28 protein-coding genes are annotated in these 25,415 nt (G+C 34.6%); 11 read left to right on the plus strand and 17 right to left on the minus strand.

Annotated elements, in window-relative coordinates:
• Positions 1–187: 187 nt before the first annotated feature.
• The 8 genes from AC4AGG_RS04595 to AC4AGG_RS04630 all read right to left on the minus strand — a co-directional run bounded on the left by AC4AGG_RS04595 (position 188) and on the right by AC4AGG_RS04630 (position 5,798).
• Positions 188–898, minus strand: coding sequence for a hypothetical protein (locus AC4AGG_RS04595; RefSeq protein WP_489770809.1), 711 nt, complete (start codon positions 896–898; stop codon positions 188–190).
• Positions 899–1,084: 186 nt separating this feature from the next.
• Positions 1,085–1,537 (minus strand): nuclear transport factor 2 family protein, encoded by a 453-nt coding sequence (locus tag AC4AGG_RS04600; protein WP_489770810.1) that lies wholly within the window; start codon positions 1,535–1,537, stop codon positions 1,085–1,087.
• Positions 1,538–1,805: 268 nt separating this feature from the next.
• Entirely contained in the window at positions 1,806–2,408 is a 603-nt protein-coding gene (locus AC4AGG_RS04605) for a hypothetical protein (RefSeq protein ID WP_489770811.1), read from the minus strand.
• 29 nt (positions 2,409–2,437) lie between these two features.
• A complete protein-coding gene (locus AC4AGG_RS04610; protein ID WP_489770812.1) occupies positions 2,438–2,623 on the minus strand; it encodes a hypothetical protein in 186 nt (61 codons plus the stop codon).
• Complete coding sequence (locus AC4AGG_RS04615) at positions 2,607–3,122, minus strand: GNAT family N-acetyltransferase (RefSeq protein ID WP_489770813.1); 516 nt, start codon at positions 3,120–3,122, stop codon at positions 2,607–2,609. The genes AC4AGG_RS04610 and AC4AGG_RS04615 overlap by 17 nt, the downstream gene beginning before the upstream one ends.
• Before the next feature lie 668 nt (positions 3,123–3,790).
• Positions 3,791–4,273 carry a DUF6265 family protein gene (locus AC4AGG_RS04620; protein ID WP_489770814.1) on the minus strand — a complete coding sequence of 161 codons (483 nt, stop codon included), beginning with the start codon at positions 4,271–4,273 and terminating at the stop codon, positions 3,791–3,793.
• 3 nt (positions 4,274–4,276) lie between these two features.
• Positions 4,277–5,494, minus strand: coding sequence for an RNA polymerase sigma factor (locus AC4AGG_RS04625; RefSeq protein ID WP_489770815.1), 1,218 nt, complete (start codon positions 5,492–5,494; stop codon positions 4,277–4,279).
• Complete coding sequence (locus AC4AGG_RS04630; protein WP_489770816.1) at positions 5,484–5,798, minus strand: YciI family protein; 315 nt, start codon at positions 5,796–5,798, stop codon at positions 5,484–5,486. Before AC4AGG_RS04630 ends, AC4AGG_RS04625 begins: the two co-directional genes overlap by 11 nt.
• 294 nt (positions 5,799–6,092) lie before the next feature.
• On the opposite strand from AC4AGG_RS04630, the gene AC4AGG_RS04635 reads away from it, so the two are divergent.
• Both AC4AGG_RS04635 and AC4AGG_RS04640 read left to right on the plus strand, forming a co-directional pair.
• Complete coding sequence (locus AC4AGG_RS04635) at positions 6,093–7,184, plus strand: tyrosine-type recombinase/integrase (RefSeq protein ID WP_489770817.1); 1,092 nt, start codon at positions 6,093–6,095, stop codon at positions 7,182–7,184.
• Between the two features lie 885 nt (positions 7,185–8,069).
• Positions 8,070–8,369 carry a GIY-YIG nuclease family protein gene (locus AC4AGG_RS04640; RefSeq protein ID WP_489770818.1) on the plus strand — a complete coding sequence of 100 codons (300 nt, stop codon included), beginning with the start codon at positions 8,070–8,072 and terminating at the stop codon, positions 8,367–8,369.
• 279 nt (positions 8,370–8,648) lie between these two features.
• On the opposite strand, the gene AC4AGG_RS04645 is transcribed toward AC4AGG_RS04640, so the two are convergent.
• The 5 genes from AC4AGG_RS04645 to dapA all read right to left on the minus strand — a co-directional run bounded on the left by AC4AGG_RS04645 (position 8,649) and on the right by dapA (position 12,254).
• Complete coding sequence (locus tag AC4AGG_RS04645; protein ID WP_489770819.1) at positions 8,649–9,812, minus strand: methylmalonyl-CoA mutase family protein; 1,164 nt, start codon at positions 9,810–9,812, stop codon at positions 8,649–8,651.
• Between the two features lie 108 nt (positions 9,813–9,920).
• Entirely contained in the window at positions 9,921–10,265 is a 345-nt protein-coding gene (locus tag AC4AGG_RS04650) for an FtsB family cell division protein (RefSeq protein ID WP_489770820.1), read from the minus strand.
• A complete protein-coding gene (gene udk / locus AC4AGG_RS04655; protein WP_489770821.1) occupies positions 10,249–10,881 on the minus strand; it encodes a uridine kinase in 633 nt (210 codons plus the stop codon). Before udk ends, AC4AGG_RS04650 begins: the two co-directional genes overlap by 17 nt.
• A gap of 128 nt (positions 10,882–11,009) precedes the next feature.
• Positions 11,010–11,264: a hypothetical protein gene (locus tag AC4AGG_RS04660; RefSeq protein WP_489770822.1), complete on the minus strand. Its 255-nt coding sequence runs from the start codon at positions 11,262–11,264 to the stop codon at positions 11,010–11,012.
• A 117-nt stretch (positions 11,265–11,381) separates the two neighbouring features.
• A complete protein-coding gene (dapA, locus tag AC4AGG_RS04665; protein WP_489770823.1) occupies positions 11,382–12,254 on the minus strand; it encodes a 4-hydroxy-tetrahydrodipicolinate synthase in 873 nt (290 codons plus the stop codon).
• A 164-nt stretch (positions 12,255–12,418) separates the two neighbouring features.
• Between dapA and AC4AGG_RS04670 the strand changes: the two genes are divergently transcribed.
• The 4 genes from AC4AGG_RS04670 to recO are packed head-to-tail and all read left to right on the plus strand — an operon-like array spanning position 12,419 to position 17,302.
• On the plus strand, positions 12,419–13,564 hold the full coding sequence (locus AC4AGG_RS04670; RefSeq protein WP_489770824.1) for an esterase-like activity of phytase family protein: 1,146 nt from the start codon (positions 12,419–12,421) through the stop codon (positions 13,562–13,564).
• Between the two features lie 12 nt (positions 13,565–13,576).
• Positions 13,577–14,350, plus strand: a complete 774-nt coding sequence (locus tag AC4AGG_RS04675) for a S1/P1 nuclease (RefSeq protein ID WP_489770825.1) — start codon at positions 13,577–13,579, stop codon at positions 14,348–14,350.
• A gap of 12 nt (positions 14,351–14,362) precedes the next feature.
• A complete protein-coding gene (gene porZ, locus AC4AGG_RS04680) occupies positions 14,363–16,603 on the plus strand; it encodes a type IX secretion system anionic LPS delivery protein PorZ (RefSeq protein ID WP_489770826.1) in 2,241 nt (746 codons plus the stop codon).
• A 6-nt stretch (positions 16,604–16,609) separates the two neighbouring features.
• Entirely contained in the window at positions 16,610–17,302 is a 693-nt protein-coding gene (recO, locus tag AC4AGG_RS04685; RefSeq protein ID WP_489770827.1) for a DNA repair protein RecO, read from the plus strand.
• On the opposite strand, the gene AC4AGG_RS04690 is transcribed toward recO, so the two are convergent.
• Positions 17,299–18,327, minus strand: a complete 1,029-nt coding sequence (locus AC4AGG_RS04690; RefSeq protein ID WP_489770828.1) for an NAD(P)H-dependent glycerol-3-phosphate dehydrogenase — start codon at positions 18,325–18,327, stop codon at positions 17,299–17,301. The genes recO and AC4AGG_RS04690 overlap by 4 nt on opposite strands.
• Positions 18,328–18,478: 151 nt before the next feature.
• Here AC4AGG_RS04690 and AC4AGG_RS04695 point away from each other — a divergent pair, with 151 nt between their 5' ends.
• The 4 genes from AC4AGG_RS04695 to AC4AGG_RS04710 all read left to right on the plus strand — a co-directional run bounded on the left by AC4AGG_RS04695 (position 18,479) and on the right by AC4AGG_RS04710 (position 21,079).
• Positions 18,479–19,462, plus strand: coding sequence for a peptidoglycan DD-metalloendopeptidase family protein (locus AC4AGG_RS04695; protein WP_489770829.1), 984 nt, complete (start codon positions 18,479–18,481; stop codon positions 19,460–19,462).
• Between the two features lie 149 nt (positions 19,463–19,611).
• Positions 19,612–19,962 (plus strand): hypothetical protein, encoded by a 351-nt coding sequence (locus tag AC4AGG_RS04700; protein ID WP_489770830.1) that lies wholly within the window; start codon positions 19,612–19,614, stop codon positions 19,960–19,962.
• A 2-nt stretch (positions 19,963–19,964) separates the two neighbouring features.
• Complete coding sequence (locus AC4AGG_RS04705; protein ID WP_489770831.1) at positions 19,965–20,465, plus strand: GNAT family N-acetyltransferase; 501 nt, start codon at positions 19,965–19,967, stop codon at positions 20,463–20,465.
• Between the two features lie 170 nt (positions 20,466–20,635).
• Entirely contained in the window at positions 20,636–21,079 is a 444-nt protein-coding gene (locus AC4AGG_RS04710; protein ID WP_489770854.1) for a phosphohydrolase, read from the plus strand.
• Between the two features lie 98 nt (positions 21,080–21,177).
• On the opposite strand, the gene AC4AGG_RS04715 is transcribed toward AC4AGG_RS04710, so the two are convergent.
• Positions 21,178–22,974, minus strand: a complete 1,797-nt coding sequence (locus tag AC4AGG_RS04715; protein WP_489770832.1) for a TonB-dependent receptor plug domain-containing protein — start codon at positions 22,972–22,974, stop codon at positions 21,178–21,180.
• A gap of 336 nt (positions 22,975–23,310) precedes the next feature.
• Here AC4AGG_RS04715 and proC point away from each other — a divergent pair, with 336 nt between their 5' ends.
• Positions 23,311–24,114, plus strand: a complete 804-nt coding sequence (proC, locus tag AC4AGG_RS04720; RefSeq protein WP_489770833.1) for a pyrroline-5-carboxylate reductase — start codon at positions 23,311–23,313, stop codon at positions 24,112–24,114.
• A gap of 200 nt (positions 24,115–24,314) precedes the next feature.
• Here proC and AC4AGG_RS04725 read toward each other — a convergent pair whose 3' ends face one another.
• Both AC4AGG_RS04725 and AC4AGG_RS04730 read right to left on the minus strand, forming a co-directional pair.
• Complete coding sequence (locus AC4AGG_RS04725; RefSeq protein ID WP_489770834.1) at positions 24,315–24,758, minus strand: VanZ family protein; 444 nt, start codon at positions 24,756–24,758, stop codon at positions 24,315–24,317.
• 104 nt (positions 24,759–24,862) lie between these two features.
• The gene (locus tag AC4AGG_RS04730) at positions 24,863–25,195 is read right to left on the minus strand and encodes a zinc ribbon domain-containing protein YjdM (RefSeq protein ID WP_489770835.1); all 333 of its coding nucleotides are present in this window, start codon (positions 25,193–25,195) and stop codon (positions 24,863–24,865) included.
• Between the last annotated feature and the right edge of the window lie 220 nt (positions 25,196–25,415).

The raw sequence follows: 25,415 nt of genomic DNA on the forward strand, positions 1-25,415 counted from the left end.
TATGTTGTGCGGGCTTTTGATAACTAAGTTTTCAACGATTCCCAACACCAGCAAAAATGCTTTTTTAGATTTCTAAATTACAAAAAATTGAAAATATGAAAAGCATTTTTGCGGACAAATTATGACGAATTTTCATATTTCGGATTCAACCCCGCATAACATAAATACAATGTTGTCTGCAGTTTCTTTATTGCAAAGATTTGCTTGTAGTTAATTTCCAATCTCCTCCTTTGTAATTGTAAATTTGATAATAATTTTTTTCTGGAATATATCGAAAAACATACTCAACTCGAACTTCTTTTGAATTTACATGTTGAACTCTGGTTTCTAAATGTGAAAATTCGTAATTATTCTTGTTTTGCGAATTTCCTTTTTCTAAAATTAAGTTTTTAGAATCAATAGGAAAATACAAAAAATTCTTATCAGAGTTTGGATAATAGATTTCCTTAGCTAACTTCATTAAACCTTCTCTGTATTTTTGTGTTTTGAACATATTCTCAAATTCACTTTTATTGCTAATAAATCCATTTCCTGTTTCAGGAATAATGTTTTTCTTAATTAAGGATTGCAATAATAAAATATTTTTACCACTCCATAATTGCTCGATATTATAATATGGAGTTTCGGGGGAAAAAAAATCACATTTTGGATTTGGAACTCCAACTGGACAATAATCTCCTCCTGGAAAATGAAGAACCAGGTTATTTGAAGTTACTCTTTTGAAATCAAAATTATTAATGATGACTTTTCCCAAATTAGAATAATCTATTAATTTAACATCATTAAATTTTTCTTCATAATTTTTTTTTGCTTCATTAAACATTTTCTCACAATCAATTTCTTGAGAAAAAACTAATTGTGAGAAAATAACAAAAGAAATTACAAACATTGATTTCATTACTGGTTTTGTGAAATTGCAGACAACGGTTTGTGGCTTTGCGTTCGGGCGGGAAATCAAACCACAAAAGCTGATATTATTACTAAAGTTCAATTGAAAAACTAACGTTGGGTTTTGCACTTCAGCCCGCCTGACGCAAAACCCTTGTTGGCGGTTCGTTGTTATTTTTTGAACTTTTTAGATTATTTAGTGTTGTTTGGTGTCATTAAACTGCCAAAGCACATTTACAATTTTCCAAGTTCCATTTAGTTTGACAATGTGCATATAGTCAATCCATTCGTCAGCAATTAATTTTACAGATGCTGTCCGCTCCGAAACATCAAGTATTTTTACCTCTTTCTTTGGCGAAGGTGGAAACTTATTACCATTCTTATTATAGCTTTCGGCAAGTAAGACCATAGATTCAGTAGTCGTCTCCCGAACATAGTCTTTGCCTGTTGCTTTGTCTTTCCAAAATGTCCTCTTTACCATTCTTGGGTGCAAGGCACGTTCCATTTGTAGAGGATTTGGTTTGTGTTGTGATTCAATGTAATCAAGAGCCACTTGTTTTATTTCTAGGCTGTCTTGCTTAGTCTGTCCAAAAATAGTTTTGCCTGTCAGAAGTAATACAAGGTTTAAAAAAAGAAAACGTATGGTCATTCTGTTTGTAATTATTTGTTTTTAAAACTTTTTCTCAATGTTTAGTTTTTAGTCGTTTTACAATGACCGCCAACGAAAAAGTATTAGCGAAGGCGGGCGAAAAGTGAACTGAAAGTTCAATTTTCAACCAAACTGAGCCAATGCTTTTTCTATGGAACTAAACTACAAAAAAATCGTGGAATAGAAAAGCAGTGGCGGCGAAGAATATTCAAATTTTCAATTTGAGTATTCAAGCCCGCTTTTGCTAATACACTGTTGTCTGCTGTTTTTATTTTATTTCAAATTGTTGAACCATCCAATGATTCGAATGATTTTTTATTAGGTCGTCCTTAAGCTTTTCATCCTTAGAATCAATATATTTATATACTTTTAAAGGAATTGAATTTGGATATTTTATCAAGGATTCGGAAATCAATTTTGTTGCTTCATCTACTTTTCCATCAGAGTTTAGAGCTTCTGCTTTATAAATCAATACAATAATAGGTGCACTTCCATAAATTTTCACTGTTTCGCTTTCTAAGTCAGTCATTAGGTTTACTTGAAAATTTGAGTCTGGCTGTTTACCAACTGCCGCAGTTTCTGTTATATGTTGTTGATATACCAAGAACATATTTAGGATGTGTAAATTTTTAGTATTTGGGTCAGAATATATTTTTTGAATTCGTTCTGGCATATCAGAATTTAATTCTCCTTTTTCAGATTGCAATACTTGCTCATAAAAATCATTTAATAGATTCAGAACAGTTTTATCAGTCTTATCAACTTTTGAATCTTGTTTAAGTTGTTCAATTAGTTGGTTATATTCTTCATTTTTTTGTGAAAAAACTTTAAAAAAAAGTAGAAGAAAAAAAAGCAAAAATATTTTTTTCATTTTATCTGAAATTTAATGCGACAGTTTGTTTAAAATAGCTGACAACGGTTTTCGGCTTGGCGATGTGGCGGATTTTTAGCACTTATTTTCAATAGAATTCCTGCTGTTGAACCTTGCACAAATGTTTCATAGAACCACTTCAGCCGCCATATTGCCAAACCGATGTTGGTGGCAGGCAAATTATTTTCGTTATACTTTCTATGCATTGTATTCATCAAGTTCAAGTTTGTATAGCCAATATTTTTTTCCTAGTCGTTTGTCAATTTCTCTTAAAATTTTGAAGCCTAAACTCTCGTAAATATGTCGTGCTTTGTCCATCATTTCTGATGTGTGCAATGCAATTGTTTTTTCGCCATTTTCTAACGCTAAGTTAACACACATAATTGTCAATTTTCTACCAATACCTTGTCCACCAAAATCTGGGTCAACTGAAACAAAACGTATGTAACTCCATTCTTTCAAATAGATGTCTGTCGGGTTTCCGTTTGGAACTAAAAAAGCCATTCCAATAATATTGTCATTGTCAGAAATACAAACAAAGCAAGTTGATTGGTCAATAAGTTCTTCGTAAGTTTTGTCGTCTAAAATAGTTTGTTTTAATGAATTCCAATTTTCATCTGTCAACTGTTTTTGAAACGGTGTCCAAGATTTAATTGCTAATTTTTTCAAACTTTGTAAATCGTCTTTCGTCCCTTGTCTGTATGTTAAATTCATTTTACTTGTCTTGTCGATTTGTGTCGGTCATTGCTTGCCACCAACGAAAAAGTATTGCCGAAGTGCGGGCTTTTACACCCGAAAAGTACAACTTAGTCCAACCTTAGCAATTGCTTTTTCTGTGAAACTAAATTAAAGAAAAAAGTTGAAACGGAAAAGCAATTGCGACTAAAAAAGTAGACTAGGGCAATTAAGACTTCGACCCCGCATTTTGGCAATACCCTGTTGTCTGCAGTATTTTCGGTTCGGCGAATTAAATTTCAGTGAAATTTGATTCAGAGAAGTGAAAATGCAAAGACAAACTATTTTCAAATATTTTTTTTCAAATTTTTATTTCAGGACCATTATTCGGCATAAGTTTTCAACATTCAGTTTTTCAGCGATCATTTTTTTCGAGTCCAATTTTATTCACCTCGTCTATTTGGCTTCAATTTTTCGGAATTTTACATTTAATTTTTCACCAAACATTCAAAAAAAAAAATCAAAAAAATACTGAAACGTGTATTCAGGACTGCGCTCGAAATATTGCAGACAACGGTTTGCAGCTTGGCGAAGTGGCGGATATAGAAACACTTACCTTCAATTTAGCACTAATGTTCATTTGAAAACCAAATGTTCAATTTAGCACTTAACCCGCCATTTTGCCAAACTGCTGTTGCCTGCTGGCTTTATATTATTCGTTCAAATTCAAATGATAATTTCAAACTGTCGCCTGAAACAATTGCATTCATTTTGTTTCCATTTTTCCAATACTTTATCAATTTTGGAAAATCTAAAGTATCATTTTTACATTCAAATTTATCATCTGCTATTTCACTCATTTCAAATTTTATAAAATCCTTTTCATCAGGGGTTTTTACTAATAAATTCCATTTTCCATTGGACTGTATTAGCTTCATTTGTTCTTGACTTAAAGTATCACTATTTTGAAGCGTAAAACCAATTCCTTTATATTCAGTGTCATTAGTTTTTTTCCAATTTTCAAAAGTTTCTTTTCCTTTTTCTTCATTTGTGCGTTTCCAATTTCCTAATAGCCAATCAAAATTTTCTGTTGGCTGAGTTGTTGATTTTTGGTCATTTTGTTTTGTGTTACACATTGTTAATGAAAAAGCTGTTAGAAGCACAAAACTTATTTTAACTATTAATTTCATGTTTTATAAATGTATTATTTCGTTTTCTAATAAATATTCTTTTCTGATTTTTTGGTTCAACTTGTTTATAGTTGCTTTAATTAAACTACTTGATTCGATAGGATTTGTTTCTCTCACTATTTTTGCTTTTACCAAATTGAAATAAGTATGTTTATTGGGTAATTCTTTCTCGACTTCAAATAATATTTTCAAAGCTATTTCCGTTTTACCTGCTTTACTCAAAGCGTAACAATAGTTGAGTTTGACAATAGGTGAAGACGAAACTTGTTGTATTATTTCGTAAAGATTTACAACGTCGTTCCAATCACTCACTGTAAAGGTTTCAACCGTCATATACTTTGCAACGATTAAAGCTTCAATATAAAATTTATTTGTTGATTTTGGTTTAGTGATAAATTGTAACCCTAATTGAAACAACTCTTGATTCCATTTTTCTCGCTTTTGATAAAAAAAAGAAATCAATTTACCTTTTTCAATTTTTGCAGGAATTCTTGCCGTGTGTAAACTAAAAATTGCCAATAAATTACTTGTAGAATCCAAATTATAATTTTTGTATAATAGTTTTGCCAATGAAAAGGTTTCCAAACACAAGTCTTTATTTACTATTTCTTCTGTTTTGTCACTAAATGAGTCAAAACCAATATTAAAAACAGCATACAAAATCTCTTCAACAATAGAAATTGTAGTTTGATTTGCTGAAATAGTTTGAATATCTTTTTGCTTTAATTCATATTCTTGTATAATACTTTTTTTTGTCCGATTAATGCTTTTGTAAATGGTTTCACGATTGAGTAAAGTGCAATCGTGAATTTCATCTATGCTTAAACCAAAAATATTTTTGAGAATGAAAGTTATCTTGGCTTGTGTTGAAATAATTCCCAAAGAAGCAATGAAAATGATGGTTTGCAAACGCAAATCTTTTTCATTTTCTGAAACTTGATTATCATCTGACAATTCAAATGGTTCTAAATTACTTTGTTTGTGTCTGGTTTTAATTTGGTTCAAAACATCATTTCGAGCCACTATGAAAAGCCAATATTCTTTGTTATTGGGTATGCTTTTTTCGTTCCAAATTTTTAATGATTTCAAAAAAGTATTTTGGATGGCATCTTCAATTTCAGAGACATAATTTGCTCCAAACTGACCTAATAAACCCGAGTATAGCTTTCCATATAAAGCTCTATAATTTATTTCCTCTATTTGAAATAAATCAGTACTCATAATCCTCCATTTCCATTATGGGACGAATTTCAGTTGTTCCACCAAAAAGGTGTGTCGGGCATTCTTTTGCTAATTCTACAACTGTTTGCAAATCGTCTGCTTGTAGTAAATAATAACCGCCAATGATTTCTTTAGATTCCAAATAAGGTCCATCTTTCACTACGGAATCTTTGCCTGTTATTAAAACTCCTTTTTCGTGTAGTCCATCGCCAGAAATTAAATGTCCTGCTTCGGCTAATTTATTCGCCCAATTTATATGAGCATTTGCAATTTCTTGCATTTCTTTTGGAGACAATTCACTCATTTTTTGAATGTCTTCGTGAAGTAATAATAAAAATTGTTTCATTGTAAATTATATTTAAATTCAACTAAAGACATTTTGCTATTTCAATTTTGGACATTTTCAGAATGTTTTTTTCAGCGGTCTGTTTTTCTAAGCTTGCAGGCAACTCTCAAATATACGCAATTATTTCAAAATCACAAACCCAAATAAAAATTCAATTCAACTCCTTTAATCATTTAGATATCAAAGATTTAAAACAAAAAATATTGCCGAATAAAAAAATATTTTTAATTTAGATATTCAAAATGCGCAATTATGGATATTTGTTTTACGCAACATGTTCTCGACCCCAAAATCTATCAATTTTCGTTCGGAACACATCGAGATAAGAAGGTCATTTGGGCACACTTCCCCTACTCTATCGAAAACAATAACCTCCTCCGAAAGACAGTCACTGCACGTTGGTCACGAACCACCAAAAAATGGTACATTTTCGACAAAAAAACCAATCGAGAACTTCTCGGAATCCAAACCCCCATTATTGGAAAAGATGCCTACACAAAAATCCACGAAATCAATCGAAAAAATCTGGACAATTTCCTCCATTGCCTCCAACTCAAATCCTATAGCAAAAACACCATCAGAACCTACGCTATCGAATTTTCGCAATTTCTCCTCGCCATCAAAAAACACGATGCCGAAGACCTAACGCCAGAAAAACTACAAGCCTATTTTCTCTATTGCACCAATACGCTTCAACTCGCAGAAGGAACCATCCATAGTCGGATGAATGCCGTCAAATTCTTTTACGAGCAAGTCCTCCATCGTCCCAAAATGTTCCTTGACATCCCAAGACCCAAAAAACCACAACTCCTTCCCAAAGCCCTCAACACCAAAGAAATCAAAAAACTCATCAACAGCACCAACAACCCAAAACACCGACTCATTATCAAACTTTGCTACGGAATGGGACTTCGCGTCAGCGAGATTATCAACATCAAAATCGCCGACATCGATTCCGTAGCCATGAAGGTCCTCATCCAAAGAGCCAAAGGCAAAAAAGACCGTTACGTCAACCTCCCCAAAAGCATTTTGGAAGAGCTCCGCGAGTACTACAAGCTCTATCGACCAACCACCTATCTTTTCGAAGGACAAGAAGGTCAACCCTATTCCAAACGCAGTGCACAACACGTTTTCAGCAACGCCATGAAAAAAGCACGAATCCGAAAATCCGTCGGAATCCACAGCCTCCGTCACAGTTACGCCACTCATCTTCTGGAAATGGGCACCGACATATCGCTCATTCAGAAACTATTAGGGCACAACAACATCAAGACTACGCTCACCTACACGCAGATCACCGACCGCAGTATCAGCAAAGTCGATTCACCATTGGACAAAATTTAGCATAATTATAATTTGGGCGCCTGTATCCGCCCTCCGTTCCCGCTTTCCAAAAATCCCGAACCACAATTCCAAACCCAATTTTGGAAGAGCTCCACTCAGGTCGGGGCGCAACGCAGTCTTTACAAGTACGACCAAAATTTCAAAATAAAACCTATTCCATCATCAGTTCCCGTAGAATTTTGATAATATCGTCAGTTCGAGTAGGATTTTGAAAAAAATCCGTATCGAAAACCATTAGCAATGCACTTCTCGATACACTTCACTTCGTTACGCTACTCGAAGTGACGCACGCCATCAGTTCGAGTGATTTTTCGTAACGAAGCGGAGAAAAATTGTATCGAGAACTCATGTACCAAAACTTCTCGATACATTTCGCTTCGCTTCATTACTCGAAGTGACGCCCGTCGTCAGTTCGAGTGATTTTTCGTAACAAAGTGGAGAAAAATTGTATCGAGAACTTTTCGACAAACCCAAATTTCAAAAACCTTTAACAATGCACTTCTCGATACATTCCGCTCCGCTCCATTACTCGAAGTGACGCCCCGTCAGTTTGAGTGATTTTTTGTAACGAAGTGGAGAAAAATTGTATCGAGAACTCATGTACCAAAACTTCTGTATACATTCCGCTTCGCTTCATTACTCGAAGTGACGCACGCCATCAGTTCGAGCGATTTTCCGAAATAATATTGAATAAAAGTCTGAGATATCGTCAGTTCGAGTAGGATTTTGAAAAAATCCGTATCGAGAACTCATGTACCAACACTTCTCATTACATTCCGCTTTGCTTCATTACTCGAAGTGACGCACGCCCTCAGTTCGAGTGATTTTTAGTAACAAAGTGGAGAAAAATTGTATCGAGAACAAAAAAATCACTAACTTTATTTTATGCAATCATCCTATGTTTACATCCTTTTATGTAATGACGGTACCTTTTACACCGGCATAACAAGTAATCTGGAAAAACGATTAGAAGAACATCAAGAAGGAAAGCATTTTGGTTCCTACACATATAATAGAAGACCTGTTCAATTAGTTTACTATTCGCATTTCATGGATATAGAAATTGCAATTGAATATGAGAAGAAAATTAAAAAATGGTCACAGGCAAAAAAGTTGGCATTAATAGAAGGACGTTTCGAAGATTTACCAAATCTTGCCAAGAAGAACTTTAAAGAAAAGCTATAAATTAACACTCCGTCAGATCGAGTAGGATTTTGAAAAAATCCGTATCGAGGACCATTAGCATTGCACTTCTCGATACATTCCGCTGCACTTCATTACTCGAAGTGACGCCCCGTCAGTTCGAGTGATTTTTCGCAATGAAATGTAGAAAAATTGTTCGAGAACAGTAAAAATTACACTTCTCGATACACTTCACTTCGTTACGCTACTCGAAGTGACGTAATTTCCAAACCCTGAACTCAAAACTCGAAACTCGGATCACGCAACCCGAAACAAAAAAAACTACTCGAACATCTCTGCCCATCTTACAGGCTTAATAGTCGTCTTGGAGTATAACTCTTCAGAAGATTTGGTTTTTTCCAGACTTGGATACAGATTAACGCCAATCAGTTTGATCTTTCCGTTTTCAACATAGCTTTGTTCAGCTACCGCGTGAGTATAGATGTCTTGAGCAATTTTACCAGACTTCAAAGTTTCCAAATAACCACTCAATTCTTCGATTTCTAAAAAGTATTTCCAAGATTTTTCGCTTATTTGCTGCGTCAAGTCTTCGACATAATAACTTCCATTAGAAGCGTCTTCGAAGACATTAACCATACTTTCATAAGCCAAAACAATCTGCTGTTTGAAGGAGATCTCCTCAGAAAGTGTTGTCTCATTTTGCAATTTGTAATCATTAGAAAAGACAGCATCTGCACCAGCAATCATTGCGGAAGCCAACTCCAAAGTCGAACGAATGAGGTTATTTTCTTCGTCACTTTGCGCTTTATTTCTCAATGATGTTTCTGCAAAAACAAAAGGAATTTCGTCTATTCCGTATTCTTTAGAAAAAGCATTAAAAGCTAATTTCAAAGCTCTAACCTTCGCCATTTCGAAGAAATAATTTCCTCCAATAGCAGTTTTAATAATGATTTGCTTCAAAATATCTTTCCCGAAAAGCTCCACCAATTCTTTGGTTTTTGCCAACGCAATGGCAACTTGTTGAACAATCCCTGCTCCTGAATTTTGGTGAAAAGCAATATCTACCGTTATCATCCTTTCGTAGCTTTTAGAAAGCAACTCTCTTCCTAACTGTTCGTTAAGCGTCCCATTACCTTCATCAAAAATATCAATTAAAGAAAAATATCTATTGCTTTCATCAGTGCGCAAATGTTCTGCCAAATCCTTGTCATCAATAAAAATGGCCTTTTCAGAAAGATCTTCAACATTTTCTTTTATCAAAAATGCAAAAACATCATCTTCTAAACCCGATTGATATGGAGCTACCAAATGAGTGCTCTCCTCCACTTTCGGGATATTCTTTAGCACATTTTCAGGCGAATTATAATAAGGCTTCACCTCCAGTCCTTCCAAATTATCTTTGTGAAGAACCGAGTAAATATCCTCCGTTTTCAATTGTTTTTTTACCAGATTTTCCCAATCCTGAAGTGTAACGGTATTGAACATGATTTTGCTGTTTTTTTCCTAAGAGTTTTTAACTATTAGATGAAAAAGTCTAACTTTTCACCCTTTGATTCTTTAACAATAATCCTCAGATTACAAATGACTTAGCTCCTACTTCACCTGAGTACTGTCCGCAACAAGAATAAAAATTTCCTCGTTCGGTTTTTTCATGAAATAATTCTCACGGGCATATTTCTCCTTCTGGTCCTTATTATTCATGAGTTTTTTATAAAACTGGTCATTCTTTTCGTATTCGGTTTTGTAATAGGCTAATTGTTCTTCGTATTTATTAATCTCCTTGTTAAGGTCATTAATGACCAAAAAAGAAGTACTATCAAAGAAAATCATCCATCCCAAAAACAAAAAAATGGCAATAAAATATTTATTGAAAACATACTTTTTGATCCATTTTATCGTCGAAGATGTTGGCTGTATGTCTTTAATCAAATTTTTCATGATGCGGTGTTCTTAATGAGTTATTAATGACTGTAGTCAAAAAGTCAATAGCAACAGTGTTATGCCTCATATTAGGAATAATAATATCGGCTTCGTTTTTGGATGGCTCGATAAATTCCTGATGCATTGGCTTAAGTGTTGTCTGATAACGATGCAAGACTTCGTTAAGGTCTCTTCCTCTTTCCTGGGTATCTCTTCGGATTCTTCTGATTAATCGTTCATCAGAATCTGCGTGAACAAACACCTTCAAGTCGAATTCCTTCAATAATTCGTAATGGGTCAATACCAAGATTCCTTCTACTATTAATACGCTTCTTGGCTCGATGTGATTGAAATCCCCCGTTCTGGAATGGGTAACGAAACTATAAATCGGTTGCTCAATGGCTTTCCCGTTTTTGAGGTCCTTCACATGCTTTAATAAGAGATCAAAGTCAATTGACTTTGGGTGGTCGTAATTAAGTGATTCTCTTTCGATTAACGTAAGATGAGAGTTATCATGATAATAATTGTCCTGAGAAAGAATATTAACTCCTTCTGCATCCAATTGTTGAAGAATTTTTTCTACTACGGTGGTTTTTCCACTTCCGGTTCCACCTGCAATTCCTATAACGAGCATTCTAATTTATTTTTACAAATATAAAGAATTTTGCTCGGTTTTTGAGTTGATTTATTGATGGTTTTTTTGGTTAAAATCAAAGTTTAAAATAACACATCGTCACCTCAGAATTGAGAAGTTTCACCACTTCAGTTCTCGATACAATTTTTCTCCACTACATTTCGAAAAATCACTCGAACTGACGACTTTCCGTCACCTCGATTAGTAAAAGGAAGTGAAGCATATCGAGAAGTTAAAACTAAAAAGTTCTCGATACGGATTTTTTCCAAAATCCTACTCGAACTGACTACACTCACGACCTTTAAAGGGACAAAAATAACACAAAAGTACTCTTCGTCACTTCGAGTAATGTAGCGAAGCGAAATGTATCGAGAAGTGTTCATTTAATAAAAGTTCTTGATACAGATTTTTTTAAAATCCTACTCGAACTGACGTCCAAAAAACAAAAAAAGTGAAACTCAAGCTGAGTTTCACTTCTATATCGTCCAAAATTACTGATATTAAATCGTAGCCATTTCTGCTTTAATTTTAGACTGAAGCCCTTCAGAAGCTTTTACTAAAGGAAGCCTTAGGTAATTCTTGATAATTCCTTTTTCAGCCAAAACAGTTTTGATTCCACATGGATTACCTTCAGCAAAGATCAATCGAGTAATTTCTACCAATTTGTTATGGATTTCGTACGCTTCATCAACTTTTCTATCAAAAGCCAATTGTACCATTGTTGAAAACTCCTTTGGATATGCCTGACCAATTACCGAAATCACACCATCGCCACCTGCTAAAGTTACAGATAGTGTATATTCATCATCTCCCGAAACTAATTGAAAATTAACTGGTTTCTTTCTTAAAATATCAAAATATTGTAAAATATTAGGTGCTGCTTCTTTAATCATAAACAAGTTAGGGAATTCCTCTGCCAAACGAAGCGTTGTAGAAGCCTCAATATTCTGTCCCGTTCTTGACGGAACGTTATAGATAATAATCTGTTTACCAGTAGAAGCCAACATTTTATAATGCTGGTATAAGCCTTCCTGATTTGGTTTGTTATAGTAAGGTGAAACTGAAAGCACTGCATCAAAAGCTGACAAATCCGCTTCTTCAATTTGCTTCTTGACTTCCATTGTATTATTTCCTCCGATTCCCAAAACCAAAGGCAATCTACCATTATTAACCTTCACAACACAATCAATCACCTGTTTCTTCTCGTCCTTAGAAAGCGTTGCTGCTTCAGCGGTAGTCCCGAGTACCACCAAAAAATTGGTTCCATTTTCGATATTGTACTCTACCAAACGAGCCAATGAATCGAAATCTACAGATAAATCTTCATGAAATGGAGTGACTAATGCTACTCCTACACCTTTTAAATTGCTCATATATTTGAGGATTGAATTTTGTCCTCCAAAAGTAGTCAATTTTTGCCATTTTAAAGAAAAAATTAAAGGTCATTTGGGTAAAATATTTCAAAATTCTGTAATATCACAAGTCTATCCAAGCGTGACCAACGTCATCGAGATGGAAGCCAAAAAAATTAATATATTTGTGCAATGATTTTTACGGAATGAAGCACTATTTGAAGATTTTTTATTTTGTTTTGGGTTCAACATTATTGGTGAGTTGCACTGCTACTGCTAACCTTGAAAAAACTCCTACTCTTAAGCTATTAGACGTCCATACCATTCCTTTTGAAACCACTTTTCAAAACACTGCAGTCGGTGGACTTTCTGGGATAGATTATGATAAAAAAAACAACCGATATTTTATCATCTCTGATGATCGATCTGATCAGAATCCTTCCAGAATCTACGAAGCCAAAATCAACATCTATGGCGAAAAAATCTCTAATGTAGAATTTTCAAAAGTCATTTATTTGAAAAACCAAAGTGGCAATTATTTCGACAGTTATAAAAAGAGCCCTGAAAAATCTATTGACCCAGAAGACGTGCGATTTTTTCCGAAAAAAAATCAAGTTTGTTGGTCCAACGAGGGAGACCGCAAACTTGGAAATCCTAATATTTTGCTTGACCCAACGGTAATTTGCTCCGATTTAGATGGAAATTTGGTTTCTCAATTTGAGATTCCCGCTAATTTAAAAATGAATAAAGCCGAGAGTGGACCACGCCGAAATGGTGTTTTGGAGGGGTTGACATTTAATTCTAACTATTCAAAATTGTATACTAATGTTGAGGAGCCACTGTATGAAGACGGAGCGCAAGCTAATACAACAAATGGAGGTAAAATCAGATTTTTTGAATTCGATGCGAAAAGTTTAAAAAACACTGCACAATATTTTTACATGCTTGAACCTGTTGCAAAAGAACCTCAACCCAAAGATGCTTTTTCGGTTAATGGTGTCTCTGCAATTTTAGCTTATGGCAAACAATCTTTTTGGGTGGTAGAACGTTCTTTCTCTGTCGGTACTCCTTCTTGTACCATCAAAATATTTTTAGCTCAATACAAAAAGGAAGACAACATCTTGAAAAAGAATCAACCAAGCGAAGCTAAAACAATGGATAAAAAATTGATTCTCAATCTCGATCAATTAGGTATATTTGTAGATAATATTGAAGGGATTACTTATGGTCCCACATTGAAAAATCACAAAAAAAGTATTATTTTGGTTGCGGATAATAACTTTTCGAAAGAGCAAAAAACGCAATTCTTTTTATTTGAAATCGAAGAATAATTTATAAAATTTATGTTAAAAAAATATCTTGTTGCAGCACTACTTTTAGCGAATATCAATTTGGTTTTTGCCTGGGCTAGCACTGGTCATCGTGTAATTGGACAAGTTGCTGAAAAGAATATCAAAAAAAGAACACTCAAAAAGATCAATCATCTTCTGAACTATCAAAGTCTTGCTTCCATCTCCACTTATGGTGATGATGTGAAATCGGACAAAGCTTACAACAAGTATTATTCTTGGCATTTTGTCAATTTTGAATTTGGTAAAAAATATGAAGACTGTCCTCATAATGACGAAGGAGATATTATCAGCGGAATTCAAAAATGTATTGACATTTTAAAGGATAAAAATTCGTCTGATACGGATAAAGCATTTCACTTGAAATTTTTAGTTCATTTAGTTGGTGACTTACACCAGCCTTTACATGTTGGAAATGGTGCAGACAAAGGAGGAAACGATATCAAACTTACTTGGTTTGGTGAGGAAACTAACTTACATAGAGTTTGGGACAGTGACATGATAGACCACTATCAGATGAGCTACACCGAGCTTTCTAACGATTTGCCCTATTTGACCAAAACCGAAAAGAAATCCATCCAATCAGGAAGCGTTTTAGATTGGGCTTACGAATCACAGAAAATTGCATTTAATCAAGTTTATCCTTCGGCAAAAACTGGCGAAAATCTACAATACAGATATCAATATCTCAATTTTGGAATTGTAAAACAACAACTTGAAAGAGGAGGATTACGATTAGCAAAACTTTTAGATGAAATTTTTGCTTAAATTTGACTAAGTATGAAAAAGGTTTTATTAGTTATTGGAGTTACGGTTGCGAATCTCATATTCGCTCAAAATATTTCATCGAAAAAATGGAAAGACCTTTTTTCTTATAACAATGTTTTGGCATTTCAAGACGATGATGGAAAGGTCGTTGCAGCAACAGAAAACGGAATTTTTTTCTATAATTATTCGTCTGGTGAAATTACCAAGCTTTCTAAAGCTAACGGTCTTCATGACGTCAAAATCACCGCTTTTGACTATAACCCAGAGACCAACATCGGCCTTGTGGGCTATGCAACAGGATCAATGGATGTGTTTAATGATAGTGGAGTTTTACTATCCGTAGATATACCTATTGCAACTGGATTCACGGGAGATAAAAACATTAATCATATTGCTATCACTGGCAATCAAGCTGTTATTTCGGCGGATTATGGAGTGTCGGTTTTTAACCTGGCAAGAAAAGAATTTGGCTTGTCTTGTTATTTTATTACTGCAGGAATCTACCAACCTGTGAATGAAGCTGCTATCAAAGATGGAAAAGTATTTGCGGCTACTTCCAATGGATTGATGTCTCATCTTATAGATGTGACATTTCCTGTGTATTCTACATGGACTACCGAAATGGCGGGAAACTTCACTCAAGCTGATTGTTATAACTCAATTTTAACCTGTGGAACCGCAAACAATATTTTCCTCCACAATGGAACTAGCTTTAACTCGGTCTCGACAGCCTTTACCAGTATCAAAGATCTTGTAGTCTCCAACCAAAATATTGTTGTAACTGATGACACGAGAATTTATGTTTTAAATTCAACGGGAAATACGGTTAATAATGTAACTTTTGGGGAAAGTTGTAATACGGCAGGATTTGTCAATGGTGCTGTATATGGAGGAACTAAACTTTCTGGACTTAAAGATATTGCTGGAAACAAATACAAACCAGATGGCCCTTACAGCAATATTTCTTATAAAATACATTTGAAAGACAATCAAATTTGGATTGCTTCTGGTGCGCAAGCAAGCTATAACTCGCCAGCTCCCAGAGATTTAGGGTATTATCACTTTAATGGATCTCAATGGATCTATCCTGACTACTTTATCGATAATCCAATCCAGTTTAATGTGATGGATGTAATGCCTAATCCATCCAATCTTAATGAGGTATTTTTTACGAATTATGTATTTACTGTAGACAAAGGCATCTACAAAATGGAAAATAATGCTTTTAAGAAAAGCTATTTAACTAATGAGCCTCCAAATGTTTATGAAAGTTTTCGTCCAATTGGCCTTGGTTATGATGAAAACAACAATCTTTTTGTAACATCTTTTGGGCTCCCATCTCCACTTACTTTTGGATATTATCTATATAATACTTCTGGCGATAACTTCACTCGTGTTCCAGTTATAACTGCAGGTGGAGCTGGTAGACCAACTCTAAAAGACGGTTATTTTTTATCACCTTGTCCTTGGGGAGGAGGAGGAGGAGTTGTTGTTAAATATTATGGTAACAGTCCTTCACAGCCTAGTTCATTGACTAAAATTATCAATTCTCAAAATAACCTGCCTATTGATGGAACCGTTTCTTTCGCAATAGATAAAAATGATGACTTTTGGATTGGATCAAAACTTGGTCTTCGTGTTTTAAGTGATGGCTTTGATGCTATCACAGAATCATCACCGCAGACAGAAGAAATTATAATTGAACAAAACGGAATTGCCGAAGAACTTTTCAGAGATAGTAACATCTTAGCAATTGCTGTTGATTCAGGAAATCAAAAATGGGTTTCTGTTGATGGTGGAGGAGTTTATTATTTGAGTCCCAATGGAGAACAAGTTTACAAACACTTTACCAGTGAAAATTCTCCTTTACCAGACAATAGTATTACAGACATTCAGGTGGATGAAAAAACGGGCCTTGTATATTTTGTAGGACTAACGGGAATAGTTACCTATCAAGGTGATGTTGTCGGAGTCAACTCCAATTTTGGAAATGTGTTAGTATATCCTAATCCCGTTGTTTATTCTAATTTCAAAGGAAATGTAACCATAAGAGGATTAGCTGAAAAAACTAACATTAGAATTACTGACGCCGCTGGGAACCTTGTTCATCAAGCTGTCGCAAGGGGTGGTTTCTATGAATGGAATTTGAATAACCAAAAAGGTAAAAGAGTTGCTTCGGGCGTGTACTTTGTCTTATTGACCAATGAAGATGGTAGTGATTCTGCCACTGCAAAAATAGCCGTCGTTAACTAACCAAACATGAATTCTTATAATGGTTTTATCCTCTCCTATCTCAAGTATGGAGATTACGATGGTATTTTACATGTTTTCACTCAGGAAGCTGGATATGTAAGCTTTTTTGCAAAAGGAATTTTTAATCCCAAGAGCAAGAAAAAGGCTTTTCTAGCACCCCTCAATGAATTGTATATTAATATCCATTCGAAGGGAAGCAAGAGCCAAATGCAATCGGTTTCTTCAATGGAATTTGCTCAAAAATTTGAACAGGAACCCAATGTCAAAACAAATAGCATTTTGTTTTTTGCATCAGAGTTTCTTAATCAAATATTACGAAATGAAAATCAATCGACTGAAATCTACCAAGAAATTAAGTCCTTTCTTGAGGAAGTCAATAGAAAAAATTATGGAGCTCATTATCTTCTGCTATTCCACATGCTTTACCATTTGGGACACTTGCCATTGAACAACGGAAACAACTATCTGAACCCAGAATCGGGGACATTCGATACCAATAAAAGTCATTGGATCTTTGATGAAGACACTTCCTCACTTTGGAAATTCATTTTAGAAGAAAGCATTAGGTATGAAATAAAAATACCCAAAAGACTAAAAAAGAATTTTATGGATTCTCTTTTGATCTATTATCAATTTCATTTTGAGAATTTTAGAATTCCAAAATCGCTAGAAATCGTTCGAGAAATTTTTGAAGATTAATTCAATTTAGAAGCTAATTTTCGAAACTGCTTTTCAGCATTTTTTTCCTCATAAAGAATACTGTAAATTGTATCAATAATGGGCGTTCTAACATTCTTCTCTTTAGAAGTTTCATAAATCGAATCCGCCGCATAATAACCTTCTGCAATCATATTCATAGACTGAATTGCAGATTTCACAGTATATCCCTTCCCAATTAAATTACCTAAACTTCTGTTTCGTGAAAATAAAGAGTAGGCTGTTACTAATAAATCTCCCAAATATGCGCTATCATTAACATCTCTTGGCGTTTCATGGATGGCATCAAGAAACAATTCCATTTCGCGAATAGCGTTAGAAACAAATACTGCCGTAAAGTTGTCTCCATAACCCAAACCACTTGCTATACCCGCTCCAATAGCATAAATATTCTTCAAAATAGCGCTGAATTCATTCCCTAGAATATCACAACTCGCATGAACTTTGATAAAGTCCGAAGAAAAAATCTGCATCAAAACTTCTGAAACTTCTGCTTCTACGGTCGCAATCGTAAGATAGGAAAGTCTTTCCATTGCCACCTCTTCAGCGTGACATGGACCTGCGATTACGGCTTGACGACGGAAACCAATCCCAAACTGATTCTTCAGATAATGAGCAACGACATCATTCACTTTCGGGACAATTCCTTTGATGGCAGACACAAAAACTTTGTTTTCGTAATCGCACGACATTTTATCCATTACTTCTGTAAGATAAATTGAAGGAGTAGCCAAAATAACGATATCACTTTGAGATACCATCTCATTGATATCAGTTGTAAGAGTGAGATTTTTGGGGTTAAAACTTACCGAAGTGAGATAAGTTGGATTATGACCCCTCTGCTTAATCGCACCAACGACATACTCATTACGAACACACCAATTAATCTCTTTGCAATTCTCCAAAAGCATCTTGACAATAGCAGTTGCAAAACTTCCACTTCCTAATACTCCTACCCTCACTTTTGATTTTGAGGAACCTTCTTCAGTCGATTTATTTTTAGCCATAAATTCTTAAAGTCTAATCCAACAAAGTTATAGAAATAAAATAAAACTAGAAATAACTCGTTCTCAAAACAAACACATTTCAAAAAGTGAATGAATTTCTATGAAATTATTAGTCAGTACATAAGTTTTAATTAAATTTGCCTCCTATTTTATGAAACGGAAATTAGAAAATATGTTATCATTTTTGAAAAGCAAAAAGAAACAGAATATCTTTATTGGTGCCCTATTAGCCATCATATTTGCTCAATTCTTCGCTCTGATGAAGCTTTATTCTGATAAAAACGAAAGGAGCTACGAAGTCAATTTGGTAAAAATCAATACTGAAAAAGACAGTATCGATTATCTGAAAATGAAATATAACTTGCAAAACATCGACCAAATTGCCAGAAAAATCAATGGCTTTTTGGCAACAAAAAACATGAGTGATATCACTGTCACTCAATTGCAAGAAGACAGTATCTACAATGCCATCTATCTTGCAAAAGCAAGTAACAGATACAGTCAATATTTGGTTGATTTGGAAAAAAAATTACAAAACGTTCCTCTTGGGATCCCAACCAACGGTTATATTTCCTCTAATTTTGGAAACCGAAAAAATCCAATCCCAACCAAGCCCACCAATATTCTGATGGCATCTGCGGGAAAACCTGCCGCAGGAACCTCAACCGAGGAAGCTGAGCCAGAAACTATACAAGTCAAAGATAGTGCTGGAAATGTGGTGAAAGAAGTTAAAGTCTATTCCAAAAATAATGCTTCCATGAAATCCAATTCGGTGAAACCTGCAGTAAAAGAGCAAAATAATGCACCAGCCGAAGCAGATCAAATTCAGTTTCATAAAGGGATGGATATTGCCGTTGCTTACGGAAGCGATGTGAGAGCAGCCGCTGCTGGAACCGTCATCTTCTCGGGAAAAAAAGGTGGTTATGGTAACTGCGTTATTATTTCTCATGGAAATGGTTTAGCGACTCTTTATGGACACCTTTCTGAGCTATTGGTAACAGCAAATCAGCTAGTAACAGTCAATCAAGTAATTGCAAAATCAGGCAATTCTGGACGTTCAACTGGACCACACCTTCATTACGAGGTGCACAAAAACAATACTCCAGTTAACCCCAAATTATTTATGAATTTATAAAAAATAGTTCTAAAAATTACCAACTGAGGCTCTCAAATTAATGAGAGTCTCAGTTTTTTATTCGCTTCTTAAATTACCGAAAATGTTAGAAAAAGTTAATTTCAATCAACGAGAGATTTTTTTTAATAATTTTATGCAAAATTTAAGCGATGAAACTTTTTATTCCCGTTCTACTTGTTGGTTTTTCAATAGTTAGCGCACAAGAATCTGATAGCACAAAGCTTGCTACACCTCCAATTAAAAAATTTGAACCTTTTACTTTAAAAAAAGGTGAATTACCCGTGATTCCAAAAAATGGTACCATACAAGATTTGAGAACATTTTCTTTAAAGCCGGGAGATATTAAAAACTACAATCCAAAAGACCCGGAAAAATATGCAATGCTTATTGTTCCTGGTAACGTGGCCGGAACCATCCCCATGAAAAATGCTTTTAAAACAGAAGCAACTCCAGCACCACAAAAAGAACTTTTAGAAATATTACCTCAGGAAAAGAAATAAGAATGTCGCTTCGATATAGAATTGCTGAAAGAGGAGATCTCAAAAAAATCGTTGACATCTACAATTCGACCATTTCGTCTAGAATGGTAACTGCAGATACCGAGCCAGTTTCTGAGGAAAGCAAAGAAAAATGGTTCTACGACCACAATTCTTCAACTCGACCACTTTGGGTGGTTGAAAATAATGAAAATTCAATCATAGGCTGGGCAAGTTTTCAATCTTTCTATGGACGACCTGCTTACGATAAGACCGTCGAAATCAGTATTTATCTCGATGAAAATCAGAGAGGAAAAGGTTTTGGTAAGGAAATCCTTCAATTCTGTATCGATGAAGCACCAAAACGAGAGGTAAAGACTTTACTTGGTTTCATTTTCGGACATAATGAACCAAGCATTCAATTATTTAAAAATTTAGGTTTTGAAGATTGGGGAAATTTACCCAAAATTGCCATCCTGGACGGTGAAGAACGAGATTTGAAGATTCTTGGAAAGCGAATTGACTAACTTTCACCATTTGATCAACTGTCGTATTGTTGAAATTTAACAAAATCCCTATTCAAAAGGAATCATAGCCTCTTTGAAATCGTTAGAAAATCTTCATGTAAATAATATTTAAAAGTGCTTCAATATGTGTGAAGCATTTTTTATTTTTGTGCTTCGTAATCAAGATGACGATGACTAAAGAAGAACTACTTAACCGAGCTATTAAAATAGCGCAAAAAGCTCATACCGGACAGACTGATAAATATGATGCTCCATACATTGGACACATAATGCGCGTAATGAATTACGGAAAAACTATTGATGAGAAAATCGTTGGTGTCCTTCATGACGTAGTGGAAGATTGCCCAGAATACGACTTCGAATATCTAAGAATAAAGGGCTTTCCAGAATATATTTTGTTTGCGATCAAATGCCTTAGTAAAATTGACCCAGAAGAAGATTATGACGAATTTATCAAAAGAACGGAAAAGTCACCTCTTGCTATTGCCGTCAAAATTAATGATTTAAGGGACAATATGGATTTGAGAAGAGTCAATCGAGAACTTACTCCCCGCGATATCAAGAGATTCAATAAGTATCTCAAAGCCTATCGATACTTAACCGAAAAGTATTAAAAATCAACAAATAAGCTAATTCTTCGGAATAATATAAAGCAGCATAAAAAAAGCGGACTGATGTCCGCTTTTCAATTTTTATTTCAAATTTCATTTCTTTACAAAGTATAGGAAATACCTACATGAAACCATCTTCCAGGCATTGGTACTCCAAAGGTTTCTGTATATTCCGTTGCAGTAATATTGTTCACCAACAAATAGGTATCAAAATTTTTCCAACGATAACTCAACTGGTTATCCAAAACTTGATAACTGTCCAAATTGACTCTGTCCAAATAACGGTAAGAAAGTTCGTTCCTGAAGTTTTTCAAAAATTTAACTCCCGCTTTTGCAATGAACTGATGTCTCAAATAATCCAACGCATATCTTGAAAAATCCTGATTAGCTACCTCGTTTTTGCTATCGATATATGTGTAGCTAAGATTATAATCTAACCATTGAGTTAGTTGATGTGACCAAGAAGCTTCGATTCCCTTTAAGCCAACATTACCAACATTTTGAGCAGACCAAGGATTGGAAGAACTTGCTTTGACCCAATCGATGGCATTGTCTGAGTTTCTCATGAATCCACTAACTTTGGCCTCAACAATTTTATTATTGTACTGGTATCCTATCTCAGAAGACCAACCACTTTCTGGCTTCAAATCTGCGTTACCTTGTTCTGTTGGACTTTTGTAATACAAATCCGTAAAAGATGGAATTCTGTGAATTTTTGAAACATTTCCAAAAACCTTGTGATGCTCCTTCCAAGAATATCCAGCATCAAGACCTGGATAAAAGAAGTTTCCGCGATTAGAATAATTAGCCCATGTAATTCCAGGAACGATTTTTAACTTTTTCTCCAAAAAGGAAAAATGATGTTCAAGAAACATCTGTGTCAAGAATCGATCTCGGTGACCCAAATTATTAGAAGCTAAATACTCTTTTCTCAATTCTACACCTACACCAGTTGTTCCCAAAGATGATTGGTAGCTTGCGTTGATCTCACCACCGACATTATTTCCAATATGCATATTGCGATAGATTTCAGGCTTATTCCTGATATATTCGTACATATCCTGTCCTCTTCTCCAATAGAGGTTAGAATTAACACCCCACTTCCCAAACTTCTGCTCTAATCGCAAAGCCACAATCGACGCCATAGTTTCTTCGTATTGATCTATTGCTTTAGGAGATGCGTAAAAACCGTTGGCTCCAAATTTCTTCTCTTGTATCCCTGCTTGCAAACCAAGATTTCCATTTTTTATTTTTAACTGATTTTGGTAAAAAACATTACGAATTTTATAATCAGTATTATAACGATAACCGTCCGAGCCTCCATTATTGATTTGGAAAAGATGACTTAGCTTTTCACTCCCAAAAGTAGCATTAAGACCAAGATTATACGTCTTAAAATCACCTCCAACCATTGATAAAGTGGCAGATTCTTTAGAAGAAGTCTTAGTCACAATGTTGATAACACTATAAGCACCATTACCGAAACGTCTTGCAGCGGGACCTTTGATCACTTCAATTCTTTCAACGCTTTTTAAATCAACCGGAATATTCATAGAATTATGTCCAGTTTGCGAATCATTCATTCTGACACCATTAATCAAAATCAAAGTCTGCTCAAATGAACCTCCTCTTACAGAAATATCAGACTGAACGCCATTTCCTCCCCTCCTTCTGATGTCCATCCCTGTGTACAATTGCAAAATTTCATCGATGCTTTTTGCAGGCATATTTTCAATCTCAGCTTTTGAAATCACTTCTATATTTTCGACAACGTCAGCATAAGGTGTATTAAGAATCTTCCCATAGATCTCTACACTCTCAATTTTTGTTTCTTTTTCTTGTCCGTTAGCTCCCAAAGCGACCGAAATCATGGCAGCTAATAAAATTCGTCTCCTCATATTTAAAATTTAGTTTTCGTCAAAAATAATTATACTTTGATATCAATTTTCTAAAGCGACAAATATAAAAATTCCTGAGAAATAGCCAATAAAAAAAGCCACTCTTAGAAGCGGCTCCATGTCTAGAACTATCTTTTCTTCATCAGATATTCTATAAAATACTCGATAATCCTTTTCATAAAAAAAACACAAAAAAATTACATTGGTGAAACTCAATCGCTTCATCTGCTAAATATAACGATAAAACGATATAATTATTTTACAATAATACATATTTTATCAGCAAATAACTACATAAGTTTTGTTATTTTTACAGCCTAAAAAAAATTCAAATTCATGAAAATCGCCGTACTAGGAGCAGGAAAAATGGGTATTTCTTTTTCCAAATCTTTTTTGAAATACGACCTTATCAAACCTCAAGACCTTCGACTAATCACCAGAAAGCAGAGCAAAAAAGAAAACGTATTGAAGGAATTTCCCAATTCTCAAGTTTGTTCTTTTGACGAAATCGAAAATCTTGAAGCCGACCTAATCATTATTGCAGTCAAACCACAGGATTTCAGTTTTGTATCCGAAAATTTACCTTTCAAAATTTCAGAAAAATCATTGGTCTTATCGATTATGGCCGGAATTTACATTGATAAGATTCAGAATGCTTTAGGTCATCAACTCGTTGTGAGAGCAATGCCTAATTCGCCAACCCTTCTTGGAATGGGAATTACCGGATACACCGCAGCTTCAGGTATATCTTTCAATCAAATAATTCAAGTCGAAAGACTCCTTAACTCTACTGGAAGGTCAGTTTATTTGGAAGAAGAGCATCTTTTGGACGGAGTCACCGCACTTTCTGGAAGTGGACCTGCATATTTTTATTATATCGTCGATGCGATGATTAAAGCTGGAATGCAAATGGGTATTGATGAAAACCTTTCCAAACTTTTTGTGAAACAAACCATGCTTGGAGCATATCATCTCATTAATAATTCGGAAAAATCGTTAGAAGAATTAATCAAAGATGTCGCATCAAAAGGTGGAACCACAGAAGCCGCACTCAAAACCTTTAACGAATACGATTTGAAAGGAACTCTAAATAAAGGAATTCTGGCAGCAGAACGACGCGCAAAAGAACTTAACGGATAATTAGAAGTTTTTTCTTAAAAAATACCAACTCCGATTCCATAGTAGGAATTGGAGTTTTATTTATTTATAGTCAAATCTACTTAAAATGTCATGCTGACGAAGGAAGCATCTATATAGATTCTTCAACTCCACTTCAGAACTTCGTTCGCAGACCTTCAGTCTGTGCTCAGAATGACAAACAAATATATCATTACAAATTATTAAGATTTAACAATAGATTCTACCTTCTTTAGCTTCTTCCACATTAAAAAGCCTAACCAAACGCCAAAACTATTGAACAAAACATCGTCAATATCCATAATACCCATTCTTGTAAAATATTGAAGAGCTTCAACACAAATTATTGCAGAGATAAATGCATAAATCAGCGGCCGAAAATTTTGGAACTTCGGAAAAATCCAACCTAAAAAACCAAAAGGAACAAAAAGTACAATATTCCCGACTAAATTCCCTATCAAATGCATCCAATCTCGGTGCGCAATACAACTTTCGACAAAAGAAATCGTTGAAAAAATTGGTTTCAATCTTACAATATTATCTTCCATCATCGTTCTTCCAAAACCAAAAATCATTAGATAAAATAAATAAACAGTGTATGGAAGAATCAGAATTATATACAGTTTCTTTAAGAAAGGAACATTCATTGAAAAAGATTTTTTTTCAGAATTAAAATCTTCAAAAAAAAATAATGCAATTCAACCCCTTCAGAATTAAAAAATCTGATTGGGTTGAATTTATATGCACGCTTTTATGCTTTCTTTACAAACTCGGATTTCAAAGCCATAGAACCGAAACCATCAATTTTGCAATCGATATTGTGGTCAGAATCTGGTCTTAATCTGATATTTTTAACTTTAGTTCCGGCTTTTACAGGTTTGGGTGCTCCTTTTACAGGCAAATCTTTGATAACCACAACAGAATCTCCGTTTTGAAGTTCGTTCCCGTTGCTGTCCAAGACTTTATCTTCTGAACCAACTTCAGCTGGGTCAAATTCATGAAAACATTGGCTACAAACCATCAAATTATCTTGTTCGTAGGTGAATTCTGAATTACACTTTGGGCAATGAATTGCTTCGCTCATTATTTCTCGATTTTTTGCAAAGATAGTTTTTTACAAATTACGTTGATGGTAAGTGAATGATGATGGATGATGCGTGAATTAGAAAAAAAAATCTAAACGATTCCAAACAATAATCAAGAAACACATCACAAGTAACAAGAAACACCCTACACTCTATCCAAAATCTATAAATAAAACGCTATTTTTGCAAAACTTTTTAGAATTTGAAATCTAAAATTTT

Source organism: Chryseobacterium sp. CG10_8 (assembly GCF_058117085.1).